This window comes from Streptomyces sp. NPDC052496, assembly GCF_040679095.1.
In the GTDB taxonomy this organism is placed as follows: Bacteria; Actinomycetota; Actinomycetes; order Streptomycetales; family Streptomycetaceae; genus Streptomyces.
The window spans coordinates 190946-205171 of sequence record NZ_JBFAUH010000007.1 but is presented as its reverse complement, the minus strand read 5'-3'; the positions used below and the strand labels follow the sequence as shown (position 1 = coordinate 205171).

Annotated in this window: 11 protein-coding genes; 7 read left to right on the top strand and 4 right to left on the bottom strand. The window is 74.4% G+C overall.

What is annotated here, in order from left to right; translation table 11 throughout:
- Positions 1 to 46: 46 nt before the first annotated feature.
- Positions 47 to 673, top strand: coding sequence for a HEAT repeat domain-containing protein (locus AB0L45_RS12435; RefSeq protein WP_365838857.1), 627 nt, complete (start codon positions 47 to 49; stop codon positions 671 to 673).
- Here the strand turns inward: AB0L45_RS12435 and AB0L45_RS12430 are convergent.
- Positions 640 to 1206: a GNAT family N-acetyltransferase gene (locus AB0L45_RS12430; RefSeq protein WP_365838855.1), complete on the bottom strand. Its 567-nt coding sequence runs from the start codon at positions 1204 to 1206 to the stop codon at positions 640 to 642. The two genes, AB0L45_RS12435 and AB0L45_RS12430, sit on opposite strands and share 34 nt — an antisense overlap.
- A 77-nt stretch (positions 1207 to 1283) precedes the next feature.
- Complete coding sequence (locus AB0L45_RS12425; RefSeq protein ID WP_365838853.1) at positions 1284 to 2294, bottom strand: Rv2578c family radical SAM protein; 1011 nt, start codon at positions 2292 to 2294, stop codon at positions 1284 to 1286.
- A gap of 309 nt (positions 2295 to 2603) precedes the next feature.
- On the opposite strand from AB0L45_RS12425, the gene AB0L45_RS12420 reads away from it, so the two are divergent.
- Positions 2604 to 3050 carry an SRPBCC family protein gene (locus AB0L45_RS12420; protein ID WP_365838851.1) on the top strand — a complete coding sequence of 149 codons (447 nt, stop codon included), beginning with the start codon at positions 2604 to 2606 and terminating at the stop codon, positions 3048 to 3050.
- Between the two features lie 260 nt (positions 3051 to 3310).
- A complete protein-coding gene (locus AB0L45_RS12415; protein ID WP_365838849.1) occupies positions 3311 to 5872 on the top strand; it encodes an MFS transporter in 2562 nt (853 codons plus the stop codon).
- Between the two features lie 92 nt (positions 5873 to 5964).
- Here AB0L45_RS12415 and AB0L45_RS12410 read toward each other — a convergent pair whose 3' ends face one another.
- Positions 5965 to 6813 carry a carbohydrate-binding protein gene (locus tag AB0L45_RS12410; protein ID WP_365838847.1) on the bottom strand — a complete coding sequence of 283 codons (849 nt, stop codon included), beginning with the start codon at positions 6811 to 6813 and terminating at the stop codon, positions 5965 to 5967.
- A gap of 105 nt (positions 6814 to 6918) precedes the next feature.
- Positions 6919 to 7860 (bottom strand): helix-turn-helix domain-containing protein, encoded by a 942-nt coding sequence (locus AB0L45_RS12405; RefSeq protein WP_365839047.1) that lies wholly within the window; start codon positions 7858 to 7860, stop codon positions 6919 to 6921.
- A gap of 386 nt (positions 7861 to 8246) precedes the next feature.
- Between AB0L45_RS12405 and AB0L45_RS12400 the strand changes: the two genes are divergently transcribed.
- From AB0L45_RS12400 to AB0L45_RS12385, 4 genes are all read left to right on the top strand, one after another.
- Positions 8247 to 10760, top strand: coding sequence for a SpoIIE family protein phosphatase (locus AB0L45_RS12400; RefSeq protein ID WP_365838845.1), 2514 nt, complete (start codon positions 8247 to 8249; stop codon positions 10758 to 10760).
- Positions 10761 to 10813: 53 nt separating this feature from the next.
- Complete coding sequence (locus AB0L45_RS12395; RefSeq protein ID WP_365838843.1) at positions 10814 to 11536, top strand: class I SAM-dependent methyltransferase; 723 nt, start codon at positions 10814 to 10816, stop codon at positions 11534 to 11536.
- Between the two features lie 459 nt (positions 11537 to 11995).
- Positions 11996 to 12829, top strand: coding sequence for a M55 family metallopeptidase (locus AB0L45_RS12390; RefSeq protein ID WP_365839045.1), 834 nt, complete (start codon positions 11996 to 11998; stop codon positions 12827 to 12829).
- On the top strand, positions 12822 to 14201 hold the full coding sequence (locus tag AB0L45_RS12385; RefSeq protein WP_365838841.1) for a M20/M25/M40 family metallo-hydrolase: 1380 nt from the start codon (positions 12822 to 12824) through the stop codon (positions 14199 to 14201). The genes AB0L45_RS12390 and AB0L45_RS12385 overlap by 8 nt, the downstream gene beginning before the upstream one ends.
- Positions 14202 to 14226 lie beyond the last annotated feature (25 nt).

Genomic DNA, 14226 nt, shown 5'->3' with positions numbered 1-14226 from the left:
GCCACGTCGGACGTACCGTGAGAAATCCGCGGGAGGGGAGTGGCAAATGGAAGACGAATTCCACGAGTTGACGGACCGGGTGCGGGCCGAACTCCGCTCCCCGCAGGACCTCGTCGCCTACGAACGGCTCCTCGGACTGGCCCGCAAGAACACCCCGGCCGGACGCGAGGAACTGGCCCAGGTGCTCACCGCCGTCGAGCGCCCCCTGTGGGCGCGCGAGATCGCCGCCTTCATCCTGGGCACCGCGGGCGACCGCCGCGCCTTCGAAACCCTCGTCCTGCTGCTCAACTACCGCGACCCGGTGCGCTGCGCCACCGCCGCCCACGCCCTCGGCCGCCTCGGCGATCCGCGCACCGCCCGCGCCGCCGCCGCCCTCGCCACCAACCCGCTGCGCACCGCCTACGCCCTGCACCCCGTCCGCCTGCTCGCCGAACTCCGCGCCCCCGAATCCGTACCGGCCCTGATCGCCACCCTGGAACGCCTGCTCACCCCGCACAACCCGTACTGGCGCGTGGCCCTGGCCTGCGTAGAGGGCCTAGGCGCCCTGGGCGACCCCCGCGCAGTCCCCGCCCTCACCACAGCCCGCACCCACCCCCGCCTGGCCGCCGCCGCAGCGGCCTCGTTGGCACGCCTGGGGGTTCAGGAGGAGCCGGGGGAGCGGGCGGGGCCGTGAACGAGGGCCCGGCGGTAGCGCACCTCGGGTACGGTGGCGCCCGCGACCTCGTACGCCGCTTCGGCGCCGTCGGCCCGGAAGCCGGCCCTCTCATAGAAGCGCCGGGCGCGCGCGTTGTCCTTGAGCACCCACAGGCACAGGGCGCGGAAACCGTTGTGCCGGGCGCGTGCCAGGCAGGCGTCCGTCAAGGCGCGTCCGATGCCCGTGCCGATGTGTTCGGGAGAGAGGTAGAGGGCGTACAGCTCGCCGTCGGATGACGGGGGTGACGTTGTGCCGTCGGTGGCGCGGACGGGTCCGAAAGCGGCCCAGCCGACGAGGCCGCAGTCCCGTTCCGCCACGAGGTTGACCACCTCGGGCGGTGCCGCGGCGAAGGCCGCGCGGCCCCTGGCGGCGTCCTCGGCGGGGCTCAGGCCGTCCAGGTACGCCTGCGGCATCAGGCCCGCGTAGGCGGTCTGCCAGCCGCGTATCCGGATCGCCGCCACCGCGTCGATGTCGTCCCGCGTCATGTTCCGTACCGACAAGTGCTCCGCCATGCGCGCGACGCTATGCGTTCGGACCTGCCGCCGGCGACCACGTTTCGAGCTGCGGGTGGGGGCCGGCGGGCGGGCCCTCAGAGCAGCGCCAGCTGGGTGGGGCCGGGGTCGGGAGCGGGCGCCGGTGCGGAGACGCGGCGGGACTCACCCGGCCTGGAGGGGCCGATGCCGTATGCGGTGGCCAGCTCGTGGACCTGGCGCGTGATCCGGCGCTGGTACCACTTGGGGGCGTACGCGCCGTCGGCGTACATCCGCTCGTAGCGCCGGACCAGGTGCGGGTGGCGCTGTGCCAGCCAGGCCATGAACCACTCCCGGGCACCCGGCCGCAGGTGCAGGACGAGCGGGGTGACGGAGGTGGCGCCGGCGGCGGCGACGGCGCGTACGGTCGCGCGCAGTTGGGCGGGGGAGTCGCCGAGGAAGGGGATCACGGGGGCCATCAGTACGCCGGCCGGGATGCCGTGCCGCGCCAGGGTGCGGACCACGTCCAGGCGGCGTTCGGGCGCGGGGGTGCCGGGCTCGACGGTGCGCCACAGCTCGCGGTCGACGAAGCCGACCGAGACGGAGACCCCGACGTCCGTGACCGCGGCGGCCTGCCGCAGCAGGTCCAGGTCGCGCAGGATCAGGGTGCCCTTGGTGAGGAGGGAGAACGGGTTGGCGCGGTCGCGCAGGGCCGCGATGATGCCGGGCATGAGCTGGTAGCGGCCCTCGGCCCGTTGATAACAGTCGACGTTCGTGCCCATGGCTATGTGCTCGCCGCGCCAGCGCGGCGCGGCCAGCTCGCGCCGCAGCAGGCCGGGTGCGTTGACCTTCACCACGATCTGGGAGTCGAAGCCCAGCCCGGTGTCGAGGTCGAGGTAGCCGTGGGTCTTGCGGGCGAAGCAGTACACACAGGCGTGCGAGCAGCCGCGGTACGGGTTCACCGTCCGTTCGAACGGCATCCGGGAGGCCCCGGGCACCTGGTTGATGATCGACCGGGCGTGTACCTCGTGGAAGGTGATCCCGCGGAATTCGGGGGTGTCGACCGTACGGCTGACGACCTCCGTGCCGAAGAGCGCGGCGGCCTGCTCGCCCAGATTCTCCCAGCGCATGGCGCTTCCTCCTGAGTCCCTCGGCCCCCCGGGTGATCTTCCTGCGGCTGTGCCCCCGGCTCCCCGCCGGTGCTGTCCGAGGGGCCTGCTGCTGCCCGCCGGTCCACGTTCGCTTGCGATAATAGAACATGCGTTCGCACAGTGCTTGTCAAACCGTCCCGGCGCGTCGCCGGGCCGGGCACCGTGGGTCCGGCTGGGGCATGCGCGGGGCCGGGCCGCGCCTAAGGTGGTGCCCCTGCGGCACGGCGCGGCGCCGGTACGGCCCGCGGGGCCGCGGGTACAGCAGACGAGCACCGGAGGAAGAGACACATGGGCCAGGTCGAGGCCACCACGCAGCGCGAGATCGCGGCGGACCCGGAGGACGTGTTCGACGCGCTCGCGGACTACAGCGGTACGCGTCAGAAGCTGCTGCCCGAGCACTTCAGCGAGTACGAGGTGCGCGAGGGCGGCGACGGCAAGGGCACCCTCGTCCACTGGAAGCTCCAGGCCACCAGCAAGCGGGTGCGCGACTGCCTGCTGGAGGTCGACGAGCCGACCGACGGCCAGCTGGTGGAGAAGGACCGCAACTCCTCCATGGTGACGACCTGGGTGGTCACCCCGGCCGGCGAGGGCCGCGCCAACGTCGTCGTCACCACGACCTGGCAGGGCGCGAGCGGCATCGGCGGCTTCTTCGAGCGCACCTTCGCCCCCAAGGGGCTGGGCCGCATCTACGACGAGGTGCTCGCCAACCTCGCCAAGGAGACGGAGAAGAAGTAGCGGCCGGTGGACCGGGCGGCGCCGCGCCTCCTGAAGGGGGCGCGGCACGCTCACCGGTTCGGGTGGTTTCCGTCGGCCCGCCGTCCGTGCCGGAACGTACCGCCACCTCCGGGAAACGCCTGATGGGCGCCCGACGGGCGTCCCCGGCACCGCAGTTGGCGCCCGCATCGCCCGGTCCGCCGCTCCCCGCCGCGCTTGAACGCCGTGGTCCCCGATGCGAGAAAGGGGCGGCGGCGCAGGCGTGATGAGGGGAGCACTACGTGGGCGGTACCACCCTGACCGAACAGGAGCGGTGGACGGCGGCACCGGACACCGGTCCGGCCTGGACGGACGACGGCGGGCCCCCGGCCCCCCGTGCGGCCCCGGCCCTCCTCTCCGGCCTGCTGGCCGCCCTGCTGCCCGGGGCGCTCGGCGCGACGGTCACCGTCACCGCGCTGCCGCGCATCGCGGCGGACCTGCGCGGCCCGGACACGGTGTCCTGGGTGGTGACCGCGTACCTGTTCGCCGCCGCGGCCGGACTGCCCCTGTACGGCAAGCTCGGTGACGCCTTCGGCCGCAAGGCCGCCCTGCTCCTCGCCGCCCTCCTGTTCACCACGGGCTCGGTCCTGGCCGGCCGCTCGCACTCCATGGGTGAGCTGACCGCCTTCCGCGCCCTCCAGGGCGCCGGGGCCGGGGGCCTGCTGATCGGCGTGCAGGCGGTCTTCGCGGACCTGGTGCCGCCGCGCCTGCGCGTCCGGATCATGGCGATGGCGGGCGCCGCCTGCGGACTCGCCTGCGCGGCCGGGCCGTTGCTCGGCGGCTTCCTCACCGGCCACGCCTCCTGGCGCTGGTGCTTCTTCTCCGCCGTGCCGTTCGGCGTCCTGGCGCTGGTCGTGGCCGCGTGCGTGCCGCGGCTGCCCAGGCCCGCCGTACGGCCCCGACTCGACCTGGCGGGCGCGGTGTTGCTCGCCGCCTGCGCCGGCTGCCTGACGCTGCTCGTCAGTTGGGGCGGTACGGAGTACGCCTGGACCTCGCGGGCCGTCGTCGGACTCGGGCTGGGCGCGCTCGGCACCGCCCTGATGTTCGTCGCCGTCGAGTACTTCGCCACCGACCCGCTGCTGCCGCTGCGGCTCTTCCGGGACACGGTGTTCGCCGTCCCCGGGCTGGTCGGCGCGGCCCTGGGCGCGGCCCTCTTCGGCGCCGCCGGATACCTGCCGACCTTCCTGCCGGTGGCGGACGGCGCGTCACCGGCCCGGTCGGGCCTGCTGATGCTGCCGGCGACGGCCGGCCTCGCGCTCGGCGCGGTGCTCTGCGGCCACCTCGGCCGCCGGACCGGCCGCCACCGCCTCTTCCCGGCCCTGGGCTGCGTGCTGTCGGGCGGGGCGGTCTGGCTGCTGTGCCGGGCGCCGCAGGACCCTGGGCGGCCCGTGCACACCCTCGCGACGGGCGTGCTGGGCCTGGGCGTCGGCTGCGTACTGCCGGTGCTCGTCCTGGCCGTACGCGACCGGGTACGGCGCGCCGGGCTCGCCACCGGCGCCGGCACCCACACCACGCTCCGGCAGCTCGGCGGCTGTACCGGCGCCGCCCTCTTCCTCACCTTCCTGGCCGACCGGCTCGCCGGGCACCTGGTACCCGGCCCGTCCGGACCCGCCCGGCACGCCACCGAGCCGGAGTCACTCGTTCCGGGGCTGCTGAGTGCGCTGCCCGCCGCCCTGCGGGACAACCCGGCCGCGGCGTCCGCGGAGTCCGTGCCGCGGGTCCTGCTCTACCTGCTGCCGGTGCTCCTCCTGAGCCTGCTGCTCGCCGTCTTCCTGAAAGAGAAACCGCTGGTGTCCCACACCTCGTCCCACGCCTCGCACTTCTCGTCCGCCCCGATCGTCCCGCCCACCGGGTCGCAGGGCGCGGCCGCCGTCCCACAGGCCCGTACCGAGGCGACCGTGCCCGCCCCGCCGGAGCCCCCGGAACCCCACCACCCGGAACCGCACCACCCCGCACCGAACCGTCCGGAACCGGACCACCCCGCACCGGACCGCCCGGAACCGCACCGCACCCCATGGCCCCCGGCCACCGACGACGCGTTCGTCGCCGCCGTCCCGATGGGCGGCACGGTCCGGCACCGCGACGGCAGCGCCGTGCCCAGCGCCGCCCTCACCCTCATCGGCACCGACGGCCGGCAGGTGGCGCGCGGCGCGACCGCGGCGGACGGCCGGTACGCGCTGAGCGCGCCGGGCCCCGGCGCGTACGTGCTGATCGCCGCCGCGGGCGGGCACCGGCCGCAGGCGGTCGCGGTCACGGTCGGCGAGCGGCCGGTCGGCCTGGACCTGCTGCTCGGCGGCGCCGGACGGCTGTCCGGCGCGGTCACCACCGCCGACGGCACGCCCGTACGCGACGCGGCGGTCACCCTCACGGACGTACGCGGCGAGGTCGTCGCCACCGGCCGCAGCGGCCGCGAAGGCGGTTACGTCCTGACGGACCTGGTGGCCGGCGAGTACACCCTCGCCGCGAGCTCCCCCGCGCACCGCCCCGCCGCCCTTCCCGTCACCGTCGGCTCGGGCCGTGAGACCCGGCAGGACATCGAGCTGGCGGGCGGCGCGGTGCTGCGCGGCACCGTACGGTCCGGTGGCGGGCGCCCCGTCGAGGACGCCCGGGTCACGCTGCTGGACGCGGCCGGCAACGTGGTGGACTCCGCGACCACCGGCCCGGACGGGCTGTTCCGCTTCGTCGACCTGTCGGCGGGCGAGTACACCGTCGTCGCGGCGGGCTACCCGCCGGTGGCGACGGTCCTCCAGGTCACGGGCGGCGGCCGTACCGAGCGCGACCTCCAGCTCGGGTACGGGGACTGACCGCCCGCCCGCCCGGCCGGTGCCGGCGGGTTGCGCGCCGGCACCGGCCTGCCCGGCCCGGGTACGCGGGCCGGATCACCGGACGCCCCGGATCAGGTGCGGCGCCACAGCGCCGGGACGGCCGGCGGCTCCCAGCCGGCGCGCGCCGTGTGCGGCTGCAGGCACGCGTAGGTGGCGCCGTCGTAGGTGACCTGGTCACCCGCGCGGTAATCGGTCCCGGCGGCCCAGCTGCCGCCGGGCGGCTCGGTCGGCTTGCCGGTGGGCGTCGGCGTGGACCCGCCGCGCACCCGCAGGACGAAGTCGAACGACGCCTCCTTGGCCGGACCGTTCTGCCGTACGTTCATCAGCAGCGCGGGGTTGAAGAGCGAGTCGGTGTTGTTGCGCGGCTCGCCCGGGAAGTAGAGCTGGGTGGTGAGGATCGGCTGGTTCGGGGCCTGCACCTTCACGTGCAGGTGCCGGGTGCGGCCCGGATAGAGGCCCGGCACGATCGTGGTGAGCTTGAACGCGCCGCGCTGGTCGGTGAACTGGTGCCCGCGGAAACGGAACCCCACGTTGTCGTACTCGCCGTTGGCGTCCGCCTGCCACCAGTCCAGCAGGACGTGGGACAGCGGCTGGCAGGTCAGCCCGAAGACGAAGCCGCTCACGGTGAGCCGGGTGCCCTGCGTACCGGGCTGGATCAGCGAGTCGCGCAGCGGCGAGTTCGGCTTGAAGTAGGGGCCTTCGATCTGGGACGGCGTCGGGTCGTCACCGTCGTCGCAGTACGGGGTCGGGGTGAGCGGGCCCGTCGAGGGCTCGGTGTCACGGGCCAGGGCGACACCGCCGAGCAGCATCGGCAACGGCACGGCCGCGACGGCGGCCTTGAGCACGTTCTTGCGGCTGATCCGTCTGCGCCCGCCGCCGTCCTGTGCGGGCTCGGTGCTGGCTGTGCGTTCGTCTTCCATCGCGCGCTCCTGTGAGCAGGGGGGAAGGGCGGGGCGGCCCCGGGCACGGGGTCGGCAGGAGCCGGGGCGGTCCTCGCCTCAGGGGCCGGCTGACGGCGACAGACGCTATGCGGGCCGGTGCCGCGCTGCGATGGACTCGGCACCGGGGTCATGGTGAATTCCTCCGGTGCCGCCCGTGGCGCGGCGGAAGTCACCGGGACTCAGCCCCGTCTCCCGGCGGAAGAAGCGGCAGAAGTACGCCGGGTCGCCGAATCCCACCCGGCGGGACACCTGGGCCACCGTCAGGCCGGAACCCGACAGCAGCCGCTTGGCCTCCACCGTCTGCGCGTGCCGGATCAGCCGGCCCGGGGTACGGCCGGTGCTGCGCTTGACGAGTTCGGTCAGATGCCCTACGGAGACGCCCAGTTCGTCGGCGTAGGACCGCACGGTCCGGCCCAGGGAGCCCGGTTGCGCCAGCAGCCGGGTGAACTCACGGGAGACCACGGCGGCCCGCCCGGACACGAAGTCCGTGCGCCGGGCGCTCGCGCCGCCGGGACCGGGTGCTCCGTCCGCGCCCGGCGCGGACCGCGGCGCCGACATCCGCAGCGCGCGGGTGATCAGGATGTGCAGCTGTGCCTGGAGCACCGACGTGAACGACGGGGCCCGCTCGCCGTACTCCCGCAGCATCTCGCCGACCAGGCCGGACAGCCGCGCCGCGTCCTCGGCCCCGGGCCGCATCCACGGGCGCTCGCCCAGCTCCGCCAGCGCGTCCCGGTCGCCGGGATGGGCCAGCAGGAAGTCGTCGGTGAACAGGATCACCCAGCCGCGCAGCCCGCGCACCCGGTCCCAGTAGTGCACCTGGCCCGGCGTGATGACGCACAGGTGGGGCGGGCACAGCGGCCGCCGGTCCTCGTCGAGGACGTGGGCGCCGGTGCCGCCCGTCACGTACACGATCTCGTGGAAGGAGTGCCGGTGCGGGAAGCCGGCCCGGGACAGCGGGCCGATGGTGTCGAAGGAGCCGATGGCGAAGGGCAGCAGGTGGGGGGCGGGCACGTCGAGGCGGTGCAGGGGTACGGGGCCGTCGGCCCGGTCGTTGCCGCCGCGCGGGGCGAAGACGTCCGGTGCCGGGCCCGCCCGTCGCCCGGCCCGGGGGGCGGCGGAACGGCGGGCTCCCGCGGTCACCTGTTCGGTCCGTCTGGGCACCTCCTCACCATACGGGCGCCCGCAAGACCACGACCGGTACGGCGGGTTCCGCCGCACGGCGGCCGGCCCCGTAGGCCGCCCGCCGCCGGGCGCCAGTGACGGCAGCGGCGCCCGGGACGACCGGTCGTCTTGCGCCATGGTCGTTCGCGCGGGGCGCACCACCTATTCGGTGAATGCGGCCCACGCTGTCACCCCACGGTCGTACCGTGGTAGCGGTGGTGCAAGATCGGTGTACGAAGGAGCAACCGCCCATGGAGCGTGGCCCGTCGCGCGGCGACGACAGGGTGGGCGCGGCGCCTCAGGTGCCGGCGCCGCGGGACACCGTGCCCGGGCGGATTCCGCTCGCCGTGGTGGTGGTCGACGCCGCCGGACTGGTCTCCCACTGGAGTACGGGCGCCCGCAAGCTCTTCGGACCCTCCCGCGAGGACGCGGTCGGCACGCCCGCCGTCGACCTGATGCCGGTCTCCGGCGCGCTCGGCGAGGAGGAGTGGTCCGCGCGCGGCTGGGAGGACGCGGCGGACGGCCCGGGCAACGGGCCCGACCTGGAGGCGTCGTTGGGCGGCCGGGCCGCCTACCCCACCGCAGGCCGCGCCCGGATGGCGGACGTGGAGCGCGGCACGGTCGACCTGCTGTGGTGGGCGTATCCGCTGGTGGGCCCGGGTGCCGAGCGGCTGCTCGTCCTCGCGGCGGACGCGGCCCGGCTGCACGGCCACGACGGCCCGGACGACGCGGAGAACGAGCGCTTCGCCCCCGGCTTCGCACTGCACACGGACTTCGAGGGCTCCGAGGTGCTGGCCGCCCAACTGCCGCAGATACTCCCGAGCATGAGCCCCCAGGAGAGCGCCCGGATCGTCTCCCAGGTGCTGGAACTGGGCTACCCGGTGCTGGAGATCAGCCAGCAGGAGCGCTTCCCGGTCACCCCGGACTGGGGCGTGCCGCGCCGGGTGGAGCGGCGGACCCGGCTGCTGCGGGCCGCGAGCGGCGCCCAGGACGCGCAGACCGCCGCCGAGGCCGCGGCGGAGCTGGAGTCCGACCTCGAATACGCCGCCGTACGCGAGCGGTTGGAGTTCCTGAACGAGGTCAGTGGCCGGATCGGCTCGTCCCTGGACCTCTCCCACACGATCCAGGAGGTCAGCGAGGCCGTCGTACCGCGCTTCACCGACGTGGCCGGCACCTACCTGCGCGAGCAGGTCGTCGCGGGCGAGGGCTTCCCCGACGGCCCGCCGGACGCCACGACCATGTGGCACCGCGTCGCCGTCGAGCACAACGACGAGCCCGGCCGGTGGGACGACGTCGTCCCGGTCGGCGAGTCGATGCCCTTTCCGGTGCACACGCCGTTCTTCCAGTGCATGACGACCGGCGAGCCGGTGCTGATCCCGCGCATCAGCGAGGAGCTGGGCAACGCGATCGCCGCCCAGTTCGAGAAGCGCGACATCAGCCCGCTGATCAACCGACGGTCCCTGCTGGTGGTCCCGCTCAAGGCCCGCAACGTGGTGCTGGGCTTCATGATCCTGCTGCGCCACCCGGAGCGGATGGAGTTCAACGACATGGACCGGGTGACGGGCGCCGAACTCGCCGCCCGCGCCGGCCTCGTCCTGGACAACGCCCGCATGTACACCTATCAGGAGAACGTCGCCGAGACGCTCCAGGACAGCATGCTGCCGCACATCGCACCGCGGATGGCCGGCTGCGACACGGCCACCCGCTACCTGCCGGGCACCCGCCTCGGCCGGGTCGGCGGCGACTGGTTCGACACCATCAAACTGCCCGGGTCACGCACCGCCTTCGTGGTGGGCGACGTGATGGGCCACGGCCTGAACTCCGCCGCGATGATGGGCCAGCTGCGTACGGCGGTGCAGACCATGGCCGGCATCGACATGCACCCCGCCCAGCTGCTGCGCAGCCTCGACGACCTCGCCCAGCGGCTCGGCGACAACTACCTCGCCACCTGCCTGTACGCGGTCTACGACCCGATCGGCCAGCAGCTGGTGATCGCCAACGCCGGGCACATCCCGCCCGTCCTGGTGCGGGCCGTGGACGGCCGCAGCGAGCTGCTGGACCTGCCGACGGGCGCGCCCATCGGCGTCGGCGGGGTGCCGTTCGAGGCGGTCACGGTCCCCGTCGCGGGGGGCGACCGGCTGGTGCTGTGCACCGACGGGCTGGTCGAGGTGCGGGGCGAGGACATAGGAGTGGGCCTGGCGGCGCTCGCCGAGTCCGCCGCCCACCCGGCCGCGTCCATGGACGACGCCTGTGACGCCATCATCCGCGCGCTGAACGTGACCGGTGGCCGCAAGGACGACGTGGCGCTGCTGATGGCCCGGCTCAACGGCATCGCCCCCGAGGACGTCGCCGAGTGGCGGCTGGCCATCGACGCGCGCGAGGCGGGCCGGGCCCGCCGGCTGGTCCGCGCCCAGTTGGCGAGCTGGGCCCTGGAGACGGCCTCCGAGACCGCCGAGCTGCTGGTCAGCGAGGTCGTCACCAACGCCGTACGCCATGCGCACACCCAGCACGTGGTGCTGCGGCTGGTGCGGACGGACGCCCTGCTGTGCGAGGTGTCGGACGACGACCACGCCCTGCCGCAGCTGCTCAGCGCGGCGGACGACGACGAGTTCGGGCGCGGGCTGCGGGTGGTCAGCAGACTCGCCCGGGAATGGGGTACGAGCCGGACGGCGACCGGCAAAACGGTGTGGTTCGAACAGAATCTGCCCCGTGACGGGGGCGCCTGGCCGCGCGACGGGCGTACGCCGGTCCGCGACAGCGCGTGAAAGAACGGTCGGCGGGCTTGCGGGGGCCTCACCTCCAGCAGTAGCAATTGGCCATGAGCGCTTCGAGCCAGTATCTGCGGGCATGGGAAGGCTTCTGGCGGGACGCGCCGGCCAGTGAGGGCGAGGTCTTCTGGGACTCCGACCCGTCCCTGACGGCCGAGCTGCACCTGCCGCTCTTCGCGGACCACTTCGACGCCGCGCTGCCGGTCGTCGACCTGGGCTGCGGCAACGGCACCCAGACCCGCTTCCTGGCGGGGCGCTACCCGCGCGCGGTCGGCGTCGACCTGTCGGAGGCGGCCGTCGCCCACGCCCGCGCGGACGATCCGTCGGGGGTGGCCGAATACCGCTGCCTGGACGCCGCCGACCCGGCGGCGGTCCGCGCCCTGCACGGCGAGCTGGGCGACGCCAACGTGTATCTGCGCGGGGTCCTGCACCAGTGCGCCCCCGAGGACCGGCCCCGGATCGTGGAGAACGTCGCGACGCTGCTGGGCCGGCACGGCCGGATCTTCGCCGTCGAACCGGCCGAGGCGTCCAAGGACGTGTTCGCCTCGCTCGCCCGGAGCCCCGAGGGCCCGCCCGGCAAACTGCGGGCCGTCCTCGCACACGGCATCGCACCCGGCGAGATGGCCGACTCGGTCGTCCCCGAACTCCTGGCCGCCTACCGGCTACAGGTGATCGCCACCGGCCGGCTGCCCCTCATGACGACCGAGTACCGCGCGGACGGCTCCCGCATCGAAATCCCCACGAACTGGCTGGTCGCGGGGGCGGCGGGCTGACCGCGGAGCAGCGGTCAGGCCTCGGGGGCGCAGGGCGGCGGGGGCTCAGGGCTTCGGGGGCCTCAGGGCTCCGGAACTCGGGGGCCCTACGGGGCGAATCGAACGCGCGCGTTCCCCCAACGGGGGGATACCCGGAGGCGGCGGCTGGGAACCCCACCCCACCGCACCCCACCCCCGCATCGGCCTCCGGTACCGCCATGCTTCCCCCGTACGGCGGAGACGTCCCGGCCTGTAGTGCGATGCGGTGTGTGCGCCGCGGGCGGCACGGTGGTGTACGGCCGGGCCCGCACGGGGGTGGGGCCCGGCCCGGCCGTACGGACGCAACTGCGCCGAGGCCGGGGGAGCGGTGGCCGGTCCTGGTTATGGTGGGAAGCCTGCCCGGTGGCGCGCGCGACGGCGCGGTCCGCCGGGCCGGTGCCGGAGCGGTCCGCCTGCTAGCTGTGACGGGACGGGTGCATGGTGAAGATCCTCATTTCCGCGGACATGGAGGGCGCCACCGGGGTGACGTGGCCGGACGACGTGCTGCCGGGCCACGCCCAGTGGCAGCGGTTCCGGCCGGTGTTCACCGGTGACGTCAACGCGGCGATCGCCGGGTTCTTCGCCGGCGGCGTGGACGAGGTGCTGGTCAACGAGGCCCACTGGTCCATGCGCAACCTGCTGCTGGAGCAGCTCGACGAGCGCGCTCAGCTGCTCACCGGCAAGCACAAGGCGCTGAGCATGGTGGAGGGCGTCCAGTACGGCGACGTGGACGGCGTCGCCTTCGTGGGCTACCACGCGGGCGCCGGCACGGAAGGCGTGCTGGCCCACACGTACCTCGCCAACTCCCTGACCGGCGTGTGGGTGAACGGCACGCGGGCCAGCGAGGGGTATCTCAACTCCCTGGTGGTGGCCGAATACGGTGTGCCCGTGGTGCTGGTGACCGGCGACGACCGGACCTGTGAGGACGCCGTCGGGTACGCGCCCGACGCGCGGGCCGTGGCCGTCAAGGACTACGTCTCGCGGTACGCGGCCGTGTGCCGGCCACCGGCCCGTACAGCGGCCGACATCGAAGCCGCCGCGCGCGAGGCGGCGGCCCTCGCGGTGCGCACCGAGCCGGTGCGCGGCGGCCCGTTCACCGTCGAGATCGAGTACGACGCCGAGCACCTGGTGGGCCAGGCGACCTGCGTCCCCGGCGTCGAACGCACCGGCGAGCGCCGCACCGCGTACACCAGCGAGACCATGTACGAAGCGATCCGCTGCTTCAAGACGGTCACCACCGTCGTGTCGTCGGCGGTGGAGGAGCAATATGGCTGACAGCGCCGACGACCCGGCGGAGCGTCCCGGCGACGCGGTGGACGCACGGGCCCTCGACGAGGTGGTGCGGTTCACGTCCGACCTGATCCGCATCGACACCACCAACCGCGGCGGCGGTGACTGCCGGGAGCGCCCGGCCGCCGAGTACGTCGCGGAACGGCTCGCCGAGGCCGGTCTGGAGCCGGTGCTGCTGGAGCGCACCCCGGGCCGTACGAACGTGGTCGCGCGCGTCGAGGGCGCGGACCCCGGCGCGGCGGCCCTGCTGGTGCACGGGCATCTGGACGTGGTGCCCGCCGAGCCCGCCGACTGGAGCCGGCACCCGTTTTCCGGCGAGGTCGAGGACGGCGTCGTGTGGGGCCGGGGCGCCGTGGACATGAAGAACATGGACGCGATGGTGCTCGCGGCCGTCCGGCAGTGGGCCCGTACCGGCGTCCGGCCGCGGCGCGACCTCGTGCTGGCCTTCACGGCCGACGAGGAGGCCAGCGCCATCGACGGCTCCGGCTTCCTCGCCGACCACCACCCGGACCTGTTCGAGGGCTGCACGGAAGGCATCAGCGAGTCCGGCGCCTTCACCTTCCACGCCGGCGGCGGGATGCGGCTGTACCCGGTCGCGGCGGGGGAGCGGGGCACCGCCTGGCTGAAACTGACCGCCGAGGGCAAGGCCGGACACGGCTCCAAGGTCAACCGCGCCAACGCGGTCAGCCGGCTCGCGGCGGCCGTGGCCCGCATCGGCGAGCACCGCTGGCCGGTGCGCCTGACCGACACGGTGCGCGCGGCGCTCACCGAACTGGCCGCCCTGCACGGCATCGAGGCCCGCCTGGACGCCCCCGACTTCGACGTGGACACGCTGCTCAGCAAGCTCGGCCCGTCGGCCGCGCTGGTCGAGCCGACGGTACGCAACAGTGCCAACCCGACGATGCTGGAGGCCGGCTACAAGGTCAACGTCATCCCGGGCAACGCCGTCGGCTACGTGGACGGGCGGGTGGTGCCCGGCGGCGAGGCGGAGTTCCGCACCACCATGGACCGGCTGACCGGCCCCGAGGTGTCCTGGGCGTACGACCACGGCGAGGTGGCCCTCCAGGCGCCGGTGGACTCGCCGACGTACGCCGCGATGCGGGCCGCGATCGAGCGCTTCGACCCGGCCGGGTACGTCGTGCCGTACTGCATGTCGGGCGGTACGGACGCCAAGCAGTTCTCCCGGCTGGGCATCGCCGGATACGGCTTCTCACCGCTCAAGCTGCCCGAAGGCTTCGACTACCAGGCGCTGTTCCACGGGGTGGACGAGCGCGTCCCGGTGGAGGCGCTGCACTTCGGCGTGCGGGTCCTGGACCACTTCCTGAGGACGGCGACGGGGCGGCCGCAGCCCGGCTGAGCGCCCAGGAGGAACGTTGGAGCCG

Coding starts and splice junctions, on each gene's coding strand:
- AB0L45_RS12420 (WP_365838851.1), top strand. CDS start 2,604: ATGGGCCAGGTCGAGGCCACCACGCAGCGCGAGATCGCGGCGGACCCG.
- AB0L45_RS12385 (WP_365838841.1), top strand. CDS start 12,822: ATGGCTGACAGCGCCGACGACCCGGCGGAGCGTCCCGGCGACGCGGTG.
- AB0L45_RS12435 (WP_365838857.1), top strand. CDS start 47: ATGGAAGACGAATTCCACGAGTTGACGGACCGGGTGCGGGCCGAACTC.
- AB0L45_RS12395 (WP_365838843.1), top strand. CDS start 10,814: ATGAGCGCTTCGAGCCAGTATCTGCGGGCATGGGAAGGCTTCTGGCGG.
- AB0L45_RS12425 (WP_365838853.1), bottom strand. CDS start 2,294: ATGCGCTGGGAGAATCTGGGCGAGCAGGCCGCCGCGCTCTTCGGCACG.
- AB0L45_RS12410 (WP_365838847.1), bottom strand. CDS start 6,813: ATGGAAGACGAACGCACAGCCAGCACCGAGCCCGCACAGGACGGCGGC.
- AB0L45_RS12400 (WP_365838845.1), top strand. CDS start 8,247: ATGGAGCGTGGCCCGTCGCGCGGCGACGACAGGGTGGGCGCGGCGCCT.
- AB0L45_RS12430 (WP_365838855.1), bottom strand. CDS start 1,206: ATGGCGGAGCACTTGTCGGTACGGAACATGACGCGGGACGACATCGAC.